This window comes from Pseudomonas sp. CAM1A (genome assembly GCF_047501685.1).
GTDB lineage: Bacteria > Pseudomonadota > Gammaproteobacteria > Pseudomonadales > Pseudomonadaceae > Aquipseudomonas.
In genome coordinates, this window is sequence record NZ_JBFNXP010000001.1 from 264,889 (window position 1) to 279,147 (window position 14,259).

Genomic DNA, 14,259 nt, shown 5'->3' on the forward strand with positions numbered 1-14,259 from the left:
GCCGTCGAACAGGTTGAACACCGTATGAATGCTCTAGCCCGCCGCGCCGCTGGCCTGTTGCTCGGCACACTGTGCCTGCCGCTGGCGGCTTTCGCCGCCGATGTGCAACCCACCCACGAATTCATCCTCGACAATGGCCTGAAAGTGGTCGTGCGCGAGGACCACCGGGCGCCGGTGGTGGTTTCGCAGATCTGGTACAAGGTCGGCTCCAGCTACGAGACGCCGGGCCAGACCGGCCTGTCCCATGCCCTGGAACATATGATGTTCAAGGGCAGCGCCAAGATCGGCCCCGGCGAGGCCTCGCGCATCCTCCGCGACCTCGGCGCCGAAGAGAACGCCTTCACCAGCGACGACTACACCGCCTACTACCAGGTGCTGGCCCGCGACCGCCTGCCCGTCGCCCTGGAGCTCGAAGCCGACCGCCTGGCCAGCCTGCGCCTGCCGGCCGATGAGTTCAGCCGCGAAATCGAGGTGATCAAGGAAGAGCGCCGCCTGCGCACCGACGACCAGCCCAACGCCAAGGCCTTCGAGCTGTTCCGCGCCATGGCCTACCCGGCCAGCGGCTACCACACCCCGACCATCGGCTGGATGGCCGACCTCGAGCGCATGAAGGTCGAGGAACTGCGGCACTGGTACGAGTCCTGGTACGCCCCGAACAATGCCACCCTGGTGGTGGTCGGCGACGTCAAGCCGGACGAGGTCAAGGCCTTGGCGCAGAAGTACTTCGGCCCCATCCCCAAACGCGCCGTGCCGCCGAGCAAACTGCCGCTGGAACTGGCCGAGCCGGGCCAGCGCCTGCTCACCCTGCACCTGCGCACGCAACTGCCCAGCCTGATCTACGGCTTCAATGTCCCGGCCCTGGCCACCGCCAAGGACCCGCGCAGCGTCAACGCCCTGCGGCTGATCTCGGCCCTGCTCGACGGCGGCTACAGCGCCCGCATGCCGGCGCGCCTGGAGCGCGGCCAGGAGCTGGTGGCCGGTGCCTCGTCCAGCTACAACGCCTTCACCCGCGGCGACAGCCTGTTCATGATCTCGGCCACGCCCAACGTGCAGAAACAAAAGACCCTGGCCGAAGTGGAGAAAGGTATCTGGCAGCTGCTCGACGAGCTCAAGACCACGCCACCCACCGCCGAAGAGCTCGAGCGCGTACGCGCCCAGGTGATCGCCGGCCTGGTCTACGACCGCGACTCGATCAGCAGCCAGGCCACCACCATCGGCCAACTGGAAACGGTCGGCCTGTCCTGGAAGCTGATCGACAGCGAGCTCGACGACCTCAAGCGCGTGACCCCGGAGGACATCCAGGCCGCCGCCCGCACCTATTTCACCCGCGAACGCCTGAGCGTTGCCCATGTACTGCCCGAGGAGTCCGCCCATGAGTGATCGCAGCGCACCGCGCTACACCCTGTTCGGCCTGGCGATCATCGTGCTGGTGGTGGCCATCGCCGCGCTGCTGGCGCGCCCGGCCCAGTCCGACAGCCAAGGCCAGGCCGACGCCGCTGCCCGCCCGGCCAACACCCTGCAATCGCTGGCAGAGCTCGACGGCAAGGCCCCTAGCCGGCGCCAGCTGAATATCCAGCACTGGACCACCGCCGAAGGCGCCCGGGTGCTGTTCGTCGAGGCCCGCGAGCTGCCGATGTTCGACCTGCGCGTGACCTTCGCCGCCGGCAGCAGCCAGGACGGCGGTACCCCGGGCCTGGCCACCCTGACCAACGCCATGCTCAACGAGGGCGTGGCCGGCAAGGACGTCACCGCCATCGCCGAAGGCTTCGAAGGCCTGGGCGCCGACTTCGGCAATGGCTCCTACCGCGACATGGCCGTGGCTTCGCTGCGCAGCCTCAGCGCCTCGGACAAGCGCGAACCTGCGCTGAAGCTGTTCACCGAGGTGGTGGGCCAGCCGACCTTCCCCGAGGACGCCCTCAAGCGCATCAAGAACCAGTTGCTGGCAGGCTTCGAGTACGAGAAGCAGAACCCAGGCAAGATCGCCGGCAAGACCCTGTTCGCCAACCTCTACGGCAAACACCCCTACGCCAGCCCCAGCGACGGCACCGCCGAAACCATCCCGGGCATTACCCTGGAACAGCTGCGCGGCTTCCACGCCAAGGGCTACGCCGCCGGCAACGCGGTAATTGCCCTGGTGGGTGATCTCAGCCGCGACGAGGCCGAAGCCATTGCCGCACAGGTTTCCGCCGGCCTGCCCAAGGGCGCGGCACTGGCCAAGCCGGAGCAACCTGTCGAGCCCAAACCGGGGACTACACATATCGACTTCCCGTCCAAGCAGACCCACCTGATGCTGGCCGAGCTGGGCATCGACCGTAACGATGCGGACTGGCCGGCGCTTTCGCTGGGCAACCAGATCCTCGGTGGCGGCGCCTTCGGTACCCGCCTGATGAGCGAGGTCCGCGAGAAGCGCGGCCTGACCTACGGCGTGTACTCGGTATTCAGCCCGATGCAGGTGCGTGGCCCGTTCATGATCAACCTGCAGACCCGCGCCGAACTCAGCGAGGGCACGCTCAAGCTGGTTCAGGATATCCTTGCCGACTACCTCAAGAACGGCCCGACCCAGCAGGAGCTGAACGATGCCAAGCGCGAGCTGGCCGGCAGCTTCCCGCTGTCCAACGCCAGCAATGCCAGTATCGTCGGCCAGCTAGGCGCGATCGGCTTCTACAACCTGCCGCTGAGCTGGCTGGAAGACTTCATGCAGCAGTCCCAGGCGCTGACCGTCGAGCAGGTCAAGGCCGCTATGAACAAGCATCTCGCGGCAGACAAGCTGGTGATCGTCACCGTCGGCCCGAAGGTGGCCCAGCAACCGCTGCCGGCCCCCACTGATAAACCCGCCGAGCAGCCGCTCGGCGTACCGGAGCACTAATGGCAAGACCCAACACTCCAGCGCGCCCGGCCCCGGGCGCCAGCAAGGGCCCCGGCCAATTGCGCATCATCGCCGGCGAATGGCGCAGCCGCCGCCTGGCCGTGCCAGAAGGCGAAGGCCTGCGACCGACCCCAGACCGCGTGCGCGAAACCCTGTTCAACTGGTTGGCGCCCTACATCGAGGGCGCCCTGGTGCTCGATGCCTTCACCGGCAGCGGCGCCCTGGTGCTCGAAGCGCTGTCCCGTGGCGCGAAGGATGCCGTGGCGCTGGACAGCAACCCTGCGGCCACCAGCAACCTCAAGGACAACCTCGAAGTATTGCGCTGCCCGCGCGGGCAGATCCTGCAGACCGACGCCCTGCGCTACCTGCAAGGCCCGGCCAAGCAGCAGTTCGACGTGGTGTTCCTCGACCCACCCTTCCACCAGGACCTGCTGGCCAATACCTGCAACCTGCTGGAGCAGGGCCAGTGGCTGCGCGAGCAGGCGTGGATCTACACCGAAAGCGAAGCCGTGCCCTCCTCGCTGCCGATGCCGGGCAACTGGCGCCTGCACCGCGAGAAGAAGACCGGCCAGGTGCATTACGCCCTGTGGCAGCGTGCGGCTGGCGACCAATAGCACAGGCGCGGCGGCGGTGTTTCATGGCACTCTAGGCAGGCACATCACGAGTCGCCCAGCATGACCAGCCTCACCGCCACTTTCCGCCCGGCCACTGGCCTGTCCAACCCCCACTTGCAGACATTGTGGGGGCCTCTCTGGCGCAAGCTTGCGGACCTGCCGCGCAACCGCGAGCGCCTGTGGCTGGCCGACGGCGATTTCCTCGACCTCGACTGGCACGGCCCGCACCAAGCCGATGCGCCCCTGGTACTGGTGCTGCACGGCCTGACCGGCTCATCCAATTCGCCCTATGTCAAAGGCCTGCAACTGGCCTTGCAGGCACGCGGCTGGGCCAGTGTCGCGCTGAACTGGCGCGGTTGCTCGGGCGAACCCAACCTGTTGGCGCGCAGCTACCATTCAGGGGCCAGCGAAGACCTGGCCGAAACCATCCGTCACTTGCGGGCGCAGCGCCCGCTAGCGCCGCTGTATGCCGTGGGCTACTCGCTGGGCGGCAATGTGCTGCTCAAGTACCTGGGGGAAAGCGGCGGGGCCAGCCAACTGGAGGCAGCGGTGGCGGTGTCGGTGCCGTTTCGCCTGGACCAGTGCGCCGACCGTATCGGCCTGGGTTTCTCGAAGGTCTACCAGGCGCATTTCATGCGCGCGATGCTGGCCTACGTGCAAGACAAGCAACGGCACTTCCGCGACAAGGGCCATCATGAAGGGCTGGCCACCCTCGAAGGCCTGGGCTCGCTGCGCAACCTGCGCACGTTCTGGGACTTCGATGGCAGGGTGACCGCGCCCCTCAATGGCTTCAGCGATGCCCATGACTACTACCGCCGGGCGTCCAGCCGCTACTACCTGGGAGAGAACCGCACGCCGACGCTGATCATCCATTCCAGCGACGATCCGTTCGTGTTTGGCCACAGCCTGCCCAATGCCAGTGAGCTGGCGACACAGACGCAGTTCGAACTGCACAGCCGGGGTGGGCATGTGGGGTTTGTCGAGGGCAGCCTGCGCAAGCCGGGGTATTACCTGGAACGACGGATTCCGCAGTGGCTTATGGACGGGCGATAGGCCCCGTCCAGGGATAGAGGTGAACGAGGGGATTTGTGGGAGCGGGCTTGCCCCGCGATAGCATCACCAGCCCATCGCGGGGCAAGCCCGCTCCCACGTTACGAATTAATCGCCAGTGGCTATGCCACGCTGTGGATCATTGATCCATTCACTCCACGACCCGGCATATAGCCGCCCCAGCGGATACCCTGCGAGCGCCAGGGCAAACAGGTTATGGCAGGCAGTCACACCAGAACCGCAATAGGCCACCAGTTCCTCCGGCGAACGGCCAGCCAGCTTCTCGGCAAAACGCTGCTTCAGTTGGTCGGCCGGCAGAAACCGCCCGTCCGCGCCGAGGTTGTCGGTGAACGCCGCACACTGGGCGCCAGGGATATGCCCGGCCACCGGGTCGATCGGCTCGACCTCGCCACGGAAGCGCGGCAGGCCGCGAGCATCGATCAAGGTCATCGCGGGGTCGTCCAGGCGTTTGGCCAGGTGGGCGGCATCGATCAGCAGCGCCATGTCCGGCTCACCGCTGAAATTGCCTTCGCGGCGTACCGGCGGGTCCAGGCTCAGCGGCAGGTGAGCGGCGTGCCAGGCCTTCAGGCCGCCATCGAGCATGAACACTGCATCGCGCTTGCCCAGCCAGGCCAGCAGCCACCAGGCACGGGCGGCAAAGGCGCCGGGGCCGTCGTCGTAGAGCACCACCTGGCTGTCGTTGTCCACGCCCCACTCGCGAAGGCGCTCCACCAGCCGCTGCGGGTCGGGCAGCGGGTGGCGGCCTGTGCTGCCCTTTACCACTGCGCCGCTCAGGTCGCGTTCGAGGTCGGCGAAGTGCGCCCCGGCAATATGCCCCTCGGCGTAGCTGCGTTGACCGTAGTCGACATCTTCCAGGGCAAAGCGGCAGTCGAGGATCACCAGGCCGGGCGCGTCCAGGCGTTCGGCCAGCTGTTGCGGGGTGATCAATTGCGCGAGGGGCATGACAATCTCCTGATGAATGGCTCGAAACCCCGGATCACTGCTCCAGGGCCTGGTTGAACGGGACATGGAACTCAGCGCACAGCGCCTGCACCGCGGCACGCGCGGTCGGGGTGACATACCCCAGCTCCAGCACCACCACCTGATAAACGCCGCGCATGAACGCTTCTTCACCCAAGTGCGCGGAATGCTCGCGGGTGGTGCTGAGAAAACGCACCCAGGAAGTCAGCACGATCCAGGCGTTGATGGTCAGCGACTCCACCTGCGCGGCGTCCATGTTCAGGATGCCGGCCTCGACGAACCCCCGGTAGATCGCCTGCCCCTGCAGCAGGCAGCGTCGCGAGAAGCGCCGGTAACGGGCGGCCAGTTCCGGGTCGCTGTCGAGCAGGTGCTCGAGGTCGCGATGCAGGAAACGGTAGTTCCACATCGCCGCCAGCAGCGCCTTGAGGTAGAAGCGCTTGTCCTCGACGGTGGCGATGCGACCCTGGGGCGGGCGCAGGAAGCTGTCGACCAGTTCTTCGTATTGATTGAACAGCACGGCGATGATCGCCTGCTTGTTGGGGAAGTGGTAGTACAGGTTACCGGGCGAGATCTCCATGTGCGCGGCAATGTGGTTGGTGCTGACGCAACGCTCGCCCTGCTGGTTGAACAGCTCCAGGCTGCTCTGCACGATGCGCTCTCGGGTCTTCATGCGCGGGGCCATGCTCAGCTCCAGTCTCCAGCTTGATTGATCGGGCCCATCTTACGGCTTCCCGCAGGTCGGGTGCACCGCCGGTCAGGTGAAAAATAGTGCACCATCGTACCAATTAGAGTATATGCTCTATTCACTTTTTACCCCCGGAGCCGCCATGACCTCGCCTGCCGTCCTCCCCCCTGTGCAATCCGACCTCGACCTGCAAGCGACGTTCGACACCCTGCGTCGGGCCTTCGCCGACAACCCGATGCCCCAGGCCGCGCAACGTCGGCAATGGCTGAAAAGCCTGCGCGAGGCGCTGCTGGCCGAGCAGGAGACGCTGATCGCGACCATCGACGCCGACTTCAGCGGCCGCAGCCGCGACGAGACGCTGATCGCCGAGCTGATGCCGTCGGTCATGGGCCTGCGCGACGCGGAAAAACAGCTGGAGCGCTGGATGCGCGCCTCGCGGCGCAAGGTCGGCCTGGCCTTCCAACCCGCCAGCGCGCGGATTGAGTACCAGCCACTGGGCGTGGTGGGGATCATCGTGCCGTGGAACTACCCGCTGTTCCTCGCCATCGGCCCGCTGACCGGCGCCCTGGCCGCCGGCAACCGGGTGATGCTCAAGCTCAGCGAGTCCACCCCCGCCAGCGGGCAGGCCATCAAGAACCTGCTCGAACGCGTGTTCCCCAGCGATCTGGTCAGCGTGGTGCTGGGCGAGGTGGAAGTTGGCCAGGCTTTTGCCCGCCTGCCCTTCGATCATCTGCTGTTCACCGGCGCCACCAGCGTCGGCCGCCATGTGATGCTGGCCGCCGCGCAGAACCTCACACCAGTGACCCTGGAGTTGGGCGGCAAGTCGCCGGCCATCGTCTCGGCCGACGTGCCGCTGGACACCGCCGCCGAACGCATCGCCTTCGGCAAGACCCTCAACGCCGGCCAGACCTGCGTCGCCCCCGACTACGTGCTGGTGCCCCGCGAGCGCCTGGACGCCTTCGCCGATGCCTACCGGCGCGCCGTGCACCACTTCTACCCACGACTGACCGGCAACCCCGACTACAGCGCGATCATCAACGAGCGCCAGCTAGGTCGGCTCAACCGCCTGCTGGACGATGCCCGCGAGCAAGGCGCCCAGGTGGTCGACCTCTACCCCGATGAGCCCCGCCAGGGCCGCCATCTGCCGCCACACCTGCTGCTGCAGGTGAACGACAGCATGCAGGTGATGCAGGACGAGATCTTCGGCCCGCTGCTGCCCCTGGTGCCCTACGATCGCCTGGACGACGCCCTGGCCTACATCAATCAGCGCCCCCGGCCCCTGGCGCTTTACTACTTCGGCTATGACAAGGGCGAACAGGCACGGGTACTGCGCGGCACCCACTCCGGTGGTGTCTGCCTCAACGACACCCTGCTGCACGTGACCCAGGACGACCTGCCGTTCGGCGGCGTCGGCCCGTCCGGCATGGGCCACTATCACGGCCACGAAGGCTTCCTGACCTTCAGCAAGGCCAAGGCCGTGCTGGCCAAGCAGCGCTTCAATGCCGCCAAGGCGATCTACCCGCCCTATGGCAAAGCCTTGCAGCGCCTGGTCTACAAGCTGTTTATCCGCTGATGCAGCGCCGCGACCTGCTGCGCTTGGGCTTGGGCGCCAGCCTGTTTCTGGGGGCGGCCAGCCTGATCGGCTGCAGCCAGCAGACGCCATCGGCGGGTTACCAGGCGCTGCGCAACGACGACCTGCCACTGTTGCAGGCCCTGATTCCCGTCGTGCTGGCCGGCACCCAAGCCTCCACGGAGCAGGTGCTGCAAAGCCTCGACCACAAGCTGGCGGCACTCTCGCCTGCCATGCTCAAGCTGACCCGACAATTGTTCGACGTGCTCACCCTGCCCCTCACCCGAGGCCCGCTGACCGGGGTCTGGGGCAGCTGGACAGAGGCCACCGACGCCGAGGTTGAACACTTCCTCGAACGCTGGCGCGACAGCTCGTTGAACCTGCTGCGCCAGGGTCACGCCTCGTTGCTGCAACTGCTGCTGATGGCCTGGTACGAACGCCCCGAAGCCTGGGCGGCGTGCGGCTACCCCGGCCCACCAAAGATCTGAACACCAGACAAGAGCACCGCCAGATGCCCGTCCCCGACCCATTCCGCCTAGGCCTCGAACGAGGCTGGATCACCCACGACGGCTCGCGCCTGGAGCAGGACCTGAGCCTCGAAGCCGACGTTGCCGTGATCGGCAGCGGCGCGGGCGGCGCCACCACCGCCGAACGGCTCAGCGCCGCCGGCTTGAAGGTGCTGCTGATCGAAGAGGGGCCGCTGAAAACCAGCAGCGACTTCCACCTGCTTGAGCACGAGGCCTATGCCGACCTCTACCAGGAGGGCCTGGGCCGCCTGAGCAAGGACGGCGCCATTACCATTTTGCAGGGCCGGGCGGTGGGCGGTACCACCCTGGTCAACTGGACATCGAGCTTTCGCACACCGCCTCAGACCCTGGAATACTGGGCCCGCGAGCATGGGGTCAAGGGCCTGGACAGCGACACCCTGAAGCCATGGTTCGAGCGCATGGAGCAGCATCTGGGTATCAGCCCCTGGGCCATGCCGCCCAATGCCAACAACGACGTGTTGCGTCGTGGCTGCGAGGCGCTTGGTCACCGCTGGGCAGTGATTCCACGCAACGTGCGCGGCTGCTGGAACCTGGGTTACTGCGGCATGGGCTGCCCGGTCAACGCCAAGCAGTCGATGCTGGTCACCAGCATCCCGGCCACCCTGGAACACGGCGGCGAACTGCTCTACCTGGCCCGCGCCGAGCGCTTAAGCCACGACGGCCAGCGCATCGACCACCTGCAATGCCAGGCCCTGGACGCCCAGGGTATTCAGCCCACAGGCCGACAGATTCGCGTACGCGCCCGCCACTATGTGCTCGCCGGCGGCGGTATCAACAGCCCGGCATTGCTGCTGCGCTCAGACGCGCCTGACCCGCACCAGCGCCTGGGCAAGCGTACCTTCCTGCACCTGGTCAACTTCAGCGCCGCGCAGTTCGAGGCGAAAATCGACCCGTACTACGGCGCGCCGCAGTCGATCTACAGCGACCAGTTCCAATGGCAGGACGGTGTCGCCGGCCCGGTCGGCTACAAGCTCGAAGTCCCGCCGCTGCACCCGGCGCTGGCCAGCACCCTGTTAGGTGGTCATGGCCAGGACAATGCCCTGCGCATGGCCGAGCTGCCCCATACCCACGTGATGCTGGCGCTGCTGCGCGACGGCTTCCACCCGGACAGCCCGGGCGGCCAGGTGGAGTTGCGCGGTGATGGCTCGCCGGTGCTCGACTACCCGGTTACCGACTATCTGCGCGATGGGCTGCGCCGGGCCTGGCACAGCATGGCGCAGATCCAGTTCGCCGCCGGTGCCCGCCAGGTGATGCCGGTACATGGCGATGCGCGCTACGTCAGCGCCCCGGCACAAGCCCAGGCGCTGATCGACAGCCTGCCCCTGGAGCTGCTGCGCATGCGCCTGGGCAGCGCCCACGTCATGGGCGGCTGCGCCCTGGGCGAGGACCCGCGCCAGGCGGTGTGCGACAGCCTGGGCCGGCATCACCAGCTGGAGAACCTGTCGATCCACGACGGTTCGCTGTTCCCCACCAGTATCGGCGCCAACCCGCAACTGTCGGTCTATGCCCTGACCGCCCTGCTCAGCGAAGCGCTGGTCGGCCGCCTGGCACATGGCGCATGACAGCCAATAGCCATGCTGTCTATAGTGCCATCGACCAGCCACACGACTTGGCCGGGCGCAGTCGCTGCGCTACCATCCGACTCCCCAACGCACTCCAGCCAGGATGACGCGATGAACCGAGTGTTGTACCCGGGTACTTTCGACCCCATTACCAAAGGCCATGGCGACCTGGTCGAGCGCGCCTCGCGCCTGTTCGACCATGTGATCATCGCCGTGGCGGCCAGCCCGAAGAAAAACCCGTTGTTCCCCCTGGAACAACGGGTCGAGCTGGCGCGCGAGGTCACCAAGCACCTGCCCAATGTCGAAGTCATCGGCTTCTCCTCGCTGCTGGCGCATTTCGCCAAGGAAAAAGGCGCCAATGTGTTCCTGCGCGGCCTGCGTGCCGTGTCCGACTTCGAATACGAATTCCAGTTGGCCAACATGAACCGCCAGCTCGCGCCAGACGTCGAGAGCCTGTTCCTCACACCGTCGGAGCGCTATTCGTTCATTTCCTCGACGCTGGTCCGGGAAATCGCCGCGTTGGGCGGTGATATCAGCAAGTTCGTGCACCCGGCCGTGGCCGACGCGCTGACCGAGCGCTTCCGCAAGTAACCCTCGCGGTCAGGATGTCGCGCCCGCGTGCACTGCGGGCGCGAATCCGGCACAATTGCGCCCATCGCTTTGAAACATGCCCGGGCCCGATGCCCAGGCCGGAGTCCCCATGTCCCTGATCATCACCGACGATTGCATCAACTGCGACGTCTGCGAACCCGAGTGCCCGAACGCCGCCATCTCGCAAGGCGAAGAGATCTACGTGATCGACCCGAACCTGTGCACCCAGTGCGTGGGCCACTACGACGAGCCACAGTGCCAGCAGGTTTGCCCGGTAGACTGCATCCCCCTGGATGAAGCCCACCCGGAAACCGAAGACGAGCTGATGGCCAAGTACCGCCGGATCACCGGCAAGGCCTGATGCCGTTCGTCGCCGAGTTACAGCGCGCAGCCCTCGGCGCCTGCCTGGCCCTGCTGGCCTGCGCCGCCCAGGCGCACGGCCCCGGGCGTGCGGCCATCGCCAGCCCGCACAGCGAGGCGACCTTGGCGGCGCAACAGATCCTGCAACAAGGCGGCAACGCCTTCGACGCCGCTGTGGCCATCAGCGCCACGCTGGCCGTGGTCGAGCCCTATGGCTCGGGCTTGGGCGGCGGCGGCTTCTTCCTGCTGCGCGAGAGCGGCGCCACGCCACGGTATACCTTCCTCGATGCGCGCGAACGCGCTCCGGCCGCGGCCCGTGCGGACATGTACCTCAAGGACGGCAAGGTGCAGCCCGGCCTGTCAGTCAATGGGCCGCTGGCCGCCGCGATCCCCGGCCTGCCCCAGGCCCTGGCCGACCTCGCCAGCACCCACGGCGAGCTGCCGCTCAAGGACAGCCTGGCCCCGGCCATCCGCCTGGCCAACCAAGGCTTCGCCGTCGACCGCATCTATCGCGATCGCGCCACCATGCGCCTGAGCGCCCTGCGCGACGATGCCGAAAGCGCACGGCTGTTCCTCAGTGGCAATGACGTACCGGCCCTGGGCGCGGTGATCCGCCAACCCGAATTGGCCGCCACGCTGCAAGCCATGGCCGAGCAGGGTCGCGACGGCTTCTACCGTGGCCCGATGGCCCGCCGCCTGGTCGAAGGCGTGCGCCAGGCCGGCGGTATCTGGACCCTCGACGACCTCGCCGGCTACCGTACGGCGTGGCGTGAACCGCTGCGTTATGCACTGGCCGACCGGCGTGAACTGATCAGCAGCCCGCCGCCCTCGGCCGGCGGCGTGGCCCTGGCACAAAGCCTGGCCATGCTGCAGCGCCTGCCCTGGCAGAGCGCAGAACCCGTGCAACGCAGCCACTATGTGATCGAAGTGCTGCGCCGCGCCTACCGCGACCGCAGCCAGCTCGGCGACCCGGACTATGTGAGCAACCCGATCAACCGCCTGCTGGCGCGCCAGTACCTGACAGGGCTGGCCGACAGTATCGATGTGCACCAGGCCACCCCCAGCAGCACGCTGCCTCCCTCACCGGCCTGGCGTGAAGGCGACCACACCACCCATTTCGCGGTAATCGATGGCGACGGCAACGCCGTGTCCGCCACGCTGTCGGTCAACCTGCCGTTTGGTGCAGCGTTCAGCGTGCCGGGAACCGGGGTGGTGCTGAACAACGAGATGGACGATTTCGCCGCCGACCCTGGCGGCAGCAACAGCTATGGCCTGGCCGGCAGCCAGGCCAATGCGGTGGCGGCGGGCAAGCGGCCCTTGTCGAGCATGAGCCCGACCTTCATCGAAAGCCCTAGTCAGTTCGCCACCTTCGGCACGCCGGGCGGCAGCCGCATACCCAGCATGGTGCTGCTGTCGGTGCTGGGGTTCCTGGAGGGCCGGCCGGTGGCCGAGTGGCCGGCGACACCGCGTTACCACCATCAGTACCTGCCGGATGTGGTGGAGCATGAGCCGGGCACGTTCAGTGCGCGGCAGAAGGCCGAGCTTGAAGGGCGTGGGTATCGGTTGAAAGATGTCGGGCGCCAGTATGGGAACCAGCAGGTGCTGTACTGGGACAAGGCTGGCGGGACTGTAGAGGCGGCCAGTGATCCCAGGGGTGTAGGGCAGGCAGCGGTAATCGACTGATCCGGCCCTATCGCGGGGCAAGCCCGCTCCCACGACTGGCTTGGCTCGCTTTCGTGGGGGCGGGCTTGCCCCGCGATAGGTGCTGAAGCATCAACGCTGGCATTTCGGGCAGAACACACTCGCCCGCTGGCCCAGCTTCACTTCGCGCAGCTCGGTGCCGCACAGCTTGCACGGCTGCCCACGACGCCCATACACGAACAACTCCTGCTGGAAGTAGCCCGGCTGACCGTCGCCACCGATGAAGTCACGCAAGGTGGTCCCGCCCTGTTCGATGGCAGCAGCCAATACTCGTTTGATCTCGATCGCCAGCTTCAGATAGCGCGCCCGCGAAATCCCGCCAGCTTCGCGCCTCGGGTCGATCCCGGCGGCGAACAAGGCCTCGGTGGCGTAGATGTTGCCAACGCCCACCACCACCGCGTTGTCCATGATGAATGGCTTGACCGCCATCGACCGCCCCCGCGACAGCTGGAACAGCCGCTCACCGTCGAACAGGTCGGTCAACGGTTCCGGCCCCAGGCGGATCAGCAATTCATGGTTGAGCGGATCGAGGCTCCAGAGCATCGCCCCGAAACGGCGCGGGTCGGTGTAACGCAGCATCAGCCCCGACTCGAGCTCGATATCCACATGCTCGTGCTTGGCCGCCGGCAAGCCCAGTTCGACCAGGCGCAGGTTGCCCGACATGCCCAGGTGGCTGATCAGGGTGCCGACCTCGGCGTTGATCAGCAGGTACTTGGCGCGGCGCTCGACACTGACGATGCGCTGCCCCGACAGGCGCACATCGAGGTCTTCCGGGATCGGCCAGCGCAGGCGCCGGTCACGCACCACCACGCGGCTGACCCGCTGGCCTTGCAGATGGGGCGCGATGCCGCGCCGCGTGGTCTCGACCTCTGGCAGCTCCGGCATGGCTCAGTGCCCGCCCATTTCGCGGATGTTCTGCTTGAGCTGCTCGAAGTCATATTCGGTCAGGCCGATGTAGTCCAGCACCAGCGGGCCCACCATGTTCCACTCGTGATCCACGCTCTGGTTGCCCAGCACACGGTACGAAGCGCAGATGTGCTCGGACATCTTCAGCACCGCCAGCAAGTTCTTCAGCTGGGTCTGGGTGTTGCGCGAGGACTCGTCGCGGAACACCGCCAGGGCGTTGTGGTGGTTGGCGATGGCCGCACTGATGTGCTCCGGCAGGCGCCAGGACTTGGCGGTGAAGTAGCCGACCACCGAATGGTTGGTGTTGAACACGCGGTTCTCGGTGTCCACCACGCGGACCTCGTCATTGGCCTTGGCGTAGGACTCTTCCAGCACTTCCATGTAGTTGGGGAAGCGCTTGTGCATCAGCGGCACGCCGCAATCGTGGAACAAGCCCAGGGTGTAGGCCTCGTCCACCGCCTGGATGCCGGTGCGCTTAGCCAGGGTCAGGCAGGTCATGGCCACGTCCTGGGCGGTATCCCAGAACGGGTTGAGGGTGACGATGGTCTCGTCGCTCATTTCGCCCCTGATCGATTGCGCGTTGATCAGGTTGATGATCGAACGGCTGCCCAACAGGTTTACCGCGCGCTGGATCGAGCCGATCTTGTTCGCCAGGCCGAACTGCGCCGAGTTGACCAGCTTGAGCAGGGCACCGGACAGGCCCGGGTCCTGCGCGATCAGCTTGGCGATGGTTTCCAGGTCCGGGTCGGGCATGTACTGCTCGAACTGCAGGTCGACCATGATCTGCGGCTGTGGCGGGATGGTGATGCCCTGCAGGGCTTGCTG

14 protein-coding genes are annotated in these 14,259 nt (G+C 66.6%); 10 read left to right on the plus strand and 4 right to left on the minus strand.

Annotated elements, in window-relative coordinates; genetic code table 11:
- The first annotated feature begins 24 nt into the window (after window positions 1–24).
- Genes ABZO33_RS01190 through ABZO33_RS01205 form a run of 4 tightly spaced genes read left to right on the plus strand, consistent with a single transcriptional unit; the run spans window position 25 to window position 4,533 of the window.
- The gene (locus ABZO33_RS01190; protein ID WP_046853823.1) at window positions 25–1,380 is read left to right on the plus strand and encodes a M16 family metallopeptidase; all 1,356 of its coding nucleotides are present in this window, start codon (window positions 25–27) and stop codon (window positions 1,378–1,380) included.
- Window positions 1,373–2,866, plus strand: coding sequence for a M16 family metallopeptidase (locus ABZO33_RS01195; RefSeq protein ID WP_414534534.1), 1,494 nt, complete (start codon window positions 1,373–1,375; stop codon window positions 2,864–2,866). Before ABZO33_RS01190 ends, ABZO33_RS01195 begins: the two co-directional genes overlap by 8 nt.
- Window positions 2,866–3,480 (plus strand): 16S rRNA (guanine(966)-N(2))-methyltransferase RsmD, encoded by a 615-nt coding sequence (rsmD, locus tag ABZO33_RS01200; RefSeq protein ID WP_038706977.1) that lies wholly within the window; start codon window positions 2,866–2,868, stop codon window positions 3,478–3,480. Before ABZO33_RS01195 ends, rsmD begins: the two co-directional genes overlap by 1 nt.
- Before the next feature lie 60 nt (window positions 3,481–3,540).
- Window positions 3,541–4,533 carry a hydrolase gene (locus tag ABZO33_RS01205; protein WP_414534535.1) on the plus strand — a complete coding sequence of 331 codons (993 nt, stop codon included), beginning with the start codon at window positions 3,541–3,543 and terminating at the stop codon, window positions 4,531–4,533.
- Between the two features lie 105 nt (window positions 4,534–4,638).
- On the opposite strand, the gene ABZO33_RS01210 is transcribed toward ABZO33_RS01205, so the two are convergent.
- A complete protein-coding gene (locus tag ABZO33_RS01210) occupies window positions 4,639–5,493 on the minus strand; it encodes a sulfurtransferase (protein ID WP_414534536.1) in 855 nt (284 codons plus the stop codon).
- Between the two features lie 34 nt (window positions 5,494–5,527).
- Window positions 5,528–6,193 carry a TetR/AcrR family transcriptional regulator gene (locus ABZO33_RS01215; protein ID WP_414534537.1) on the minus strand — a complete coding sequence of 222 codons (666 nt, stop codon included), beginning with the start codon at window positions 6,191–6,193 and terminating at the stop codon, window positions 5,528–5,530.
- A 145-nt stretch (window positions 6,194–6,338) separates the two neighbouring features.
- On the opposite strand from ABZO33_RS01215, the gene ABZO33_RS01220 reads away from it, so the two are divergent.
- The 6 genes from ABZO33_RS01220 (at window position 6,339) to ggt (ending at window position 12,510) form a co-directional block, all read left to right on the plus strand.
- Window positions 6,339–7,769 carry a coniferyl aldehyde dehydrogenase gene (locus ABZO33_RS01220; protein WP_414534538.1) on the plus strand — a complete coding sequence of 477 codons (1,431 nt, stop codon included), beginning with the start codon at window positions 6,339–6,341 and terminating at the stop codon, window positions 7,767–7,769.
- The gene (locus ABZO33_RS01225) at window positions 7,769–8,254 is read left to right on the plus strand and encodes a twin-arginine translocation pathway signal protein (RefSeq protein ID WP_414534539.1); all 486 of its coding nucleotides are present in this window, start codon (window positions 7,769–7,771) and stop codon (window positions 8,252–8,254) included. Before ABZO33_RS01220 ends, ABZO33_RS01225 begins: the two co-directional genes overlap by 1 nt.
- Window positions 8,255–8,277: 23 nt before the next feature.
- Window positions 8,278–9,876 (plus strand): GMC family oxidoreductase N-terminal domain-containing protein, encoded by a 1,599-nt coding sequence (locus ABZO33_RS01230; RefSeq protein ID WP_414534540.1) that lies wholly within the window; start codon window positions 8,278–8,280, stop codon window positions 9,874–9,876.
- Between the two features lie 111 nt (window positions 9,877–9,987).
- Window positions 9,988–10,467 (plus strand): pantetheine-phosphate adenylyltransferase, encoded by a 480-nt coding sequence (gene coaD, locus ABZO33_RS01235; RefSeq protein ID WP_023631729.1) that lies wholly within the window; start codon window positions 9,988–9,990, stop codon window positions 10,465–10,467.
- A gap of 109 nt (window positions 10,468–10,576) precedes the next feature.
- On the plus strand, window positions 10,577–10,828 hold the full coding sequence (locus ABZO33_RS01240; RefSeq protein ID WP_011531711.1) for a YfhL family 4Fe-4S dicluster ferredoxin: 252 nt from the start codon (window positions 10,577–10,579) through the stop codon (window positions 10,826–10,828).
- Window positions 10,828–12,510, plus strand: coding sequence for a gamma-glutamyltransferase (gene ggt, locus ABZO33_RS01245; protein WP_414534541.1), 1,683 nt, complete (start codon window positions 10,828–10,830; stop codon window positions 12,508–12,510). The genes ABZO33_RS01240 and ggt overlap by 1 nt, the downstream gene beginning before the upstream one ends.
- A gap of 90 nt (window positions 12,511–12,600) precedes the next feature.
- Here ggt and mutM read toward each other — a convergent pair whose 3' ends face one another.
- On the minus strand, window positions 12,601–13,413 hold the full coding sequence (gene mutM, locus ABZO33_RS01250; RefSeq protein WP_414534542.1) for a bifunctional DNA-formamidopyrimidine glycosylase/DNA-(apurinic or apyrimidinic site) lyase: 813 nt from the start codon (window positions 13,411–13,413) through the stop codon (window positions 12,601–12,603).
- 3 nt (window positions 13,414–13,416) lie between these two features.
- Window positions 13,417–14,235, minus strand: a complete 819-nt coding sequence (locus ABZO33_RS01255; protein ID WP_172670915.1) for an HDOD domain-containing protein — start codon at window positions 14,233–14,235, stop codon at window positions 13,417–13,419.
- Window positions 14,236–14,259 lie beyond the last annotated feature (24 nt).

Excerpts from the sequence above, each read along its gene's own strand:
- ABZO33_RS01190 (WP_046853823.1), top strand. The coding sequence starts at position 25 with ATGAATGCTCTAGCCCGCCGCGCCGCTGGCCTGTTGCTCGGCACACTG.
- ABZO33_RS01195 (WP_414534534.1), top strand. The coding sequence starts at position 1,373 with ATGAGTGATCGCAGCGCACCGCGCTACACCCTGTTCGGCCTGGCGATC.
- rsmD (WP_038706977.1), top strand. The coding sequence starts at position 2,866 with ATGGCAAGACCCAACACTCCAGCGCGCCCGGCCCCGGGCGCCAGCAAG.
- ABZO33_RS01205 (WP_414534535.1), top strand. The coding sequence starts at position 3,541 with ATGACCAGCCTCACCGCCACTTTCCGCCCGGCCACTGGCCTGTCCAAC.
- ABZO33_RS01210 (WP_414534536.1), bottom strand. The coding sequence starts at position 5,493 with ATGCCCCTCGCGCAATTGATCACCCCGCAACAGCTGGCCGAACGCCTG.
- ABZO33_RS01215 (WP_414534537.1), bottom strand. The coding sequence starts at position 6,193 with ATGGCCCCGCGCATGAAGACCCGAGAGCGCATCGTGCAGAGCAGCCTG.
- ABZO33_RS01220 (WP_414534538.1), top strand. The coding sequence starts at position 6,339 with ATGACCTCGCCTGCCGTCCTCCCCCCTGTGCAATCCGACCTCGACCTG.
- ABZO33_RS01225 (WP_414534539.1), top strand. The coding sequence starts at position 7,769 with ATGCAGCGCCGCGACCTGCTGCGCTTGGGCTTGGGCGCCAGCCTGTTT.
- ABZO33_RS01230 (WP_414534540.1), top strand. The coding sequence starts at position 8,278 with ATGCCCGTCCCCGACCCATTCCGCCTAGGCCTCGAACGAGGCTGGATC.
- coaD (WP_023631729.1), top strand. The coding sequence starts at position 9,988 with ATGAACCGAGTGTTGTACCCGGGTACTTTCGACCCCATTACCAAAGGC.
- ABZO33_RS01240 (WP_011531711.1), top strand. The coding sequence starts at position 10,577 with ATGTCCCTGATCATCACCGACGATTGCATCAACTGCGACGTCTGCGAA.
- ggt (WP_414534541.1), top strand. The coding sequence starts at position 10,828 with ATGCCGTTCGTCGCCGAGTTACAGCGCGCAGCCCTCGGCGCCTGCCTG.
- mutM (WP_414534542.1), bottom strand. The coding sequence starts at position 13,413 with ATGCCGGAGCTGCCAGAGGTCGAGACCACGCGGCGCGGCATCGCGCCC.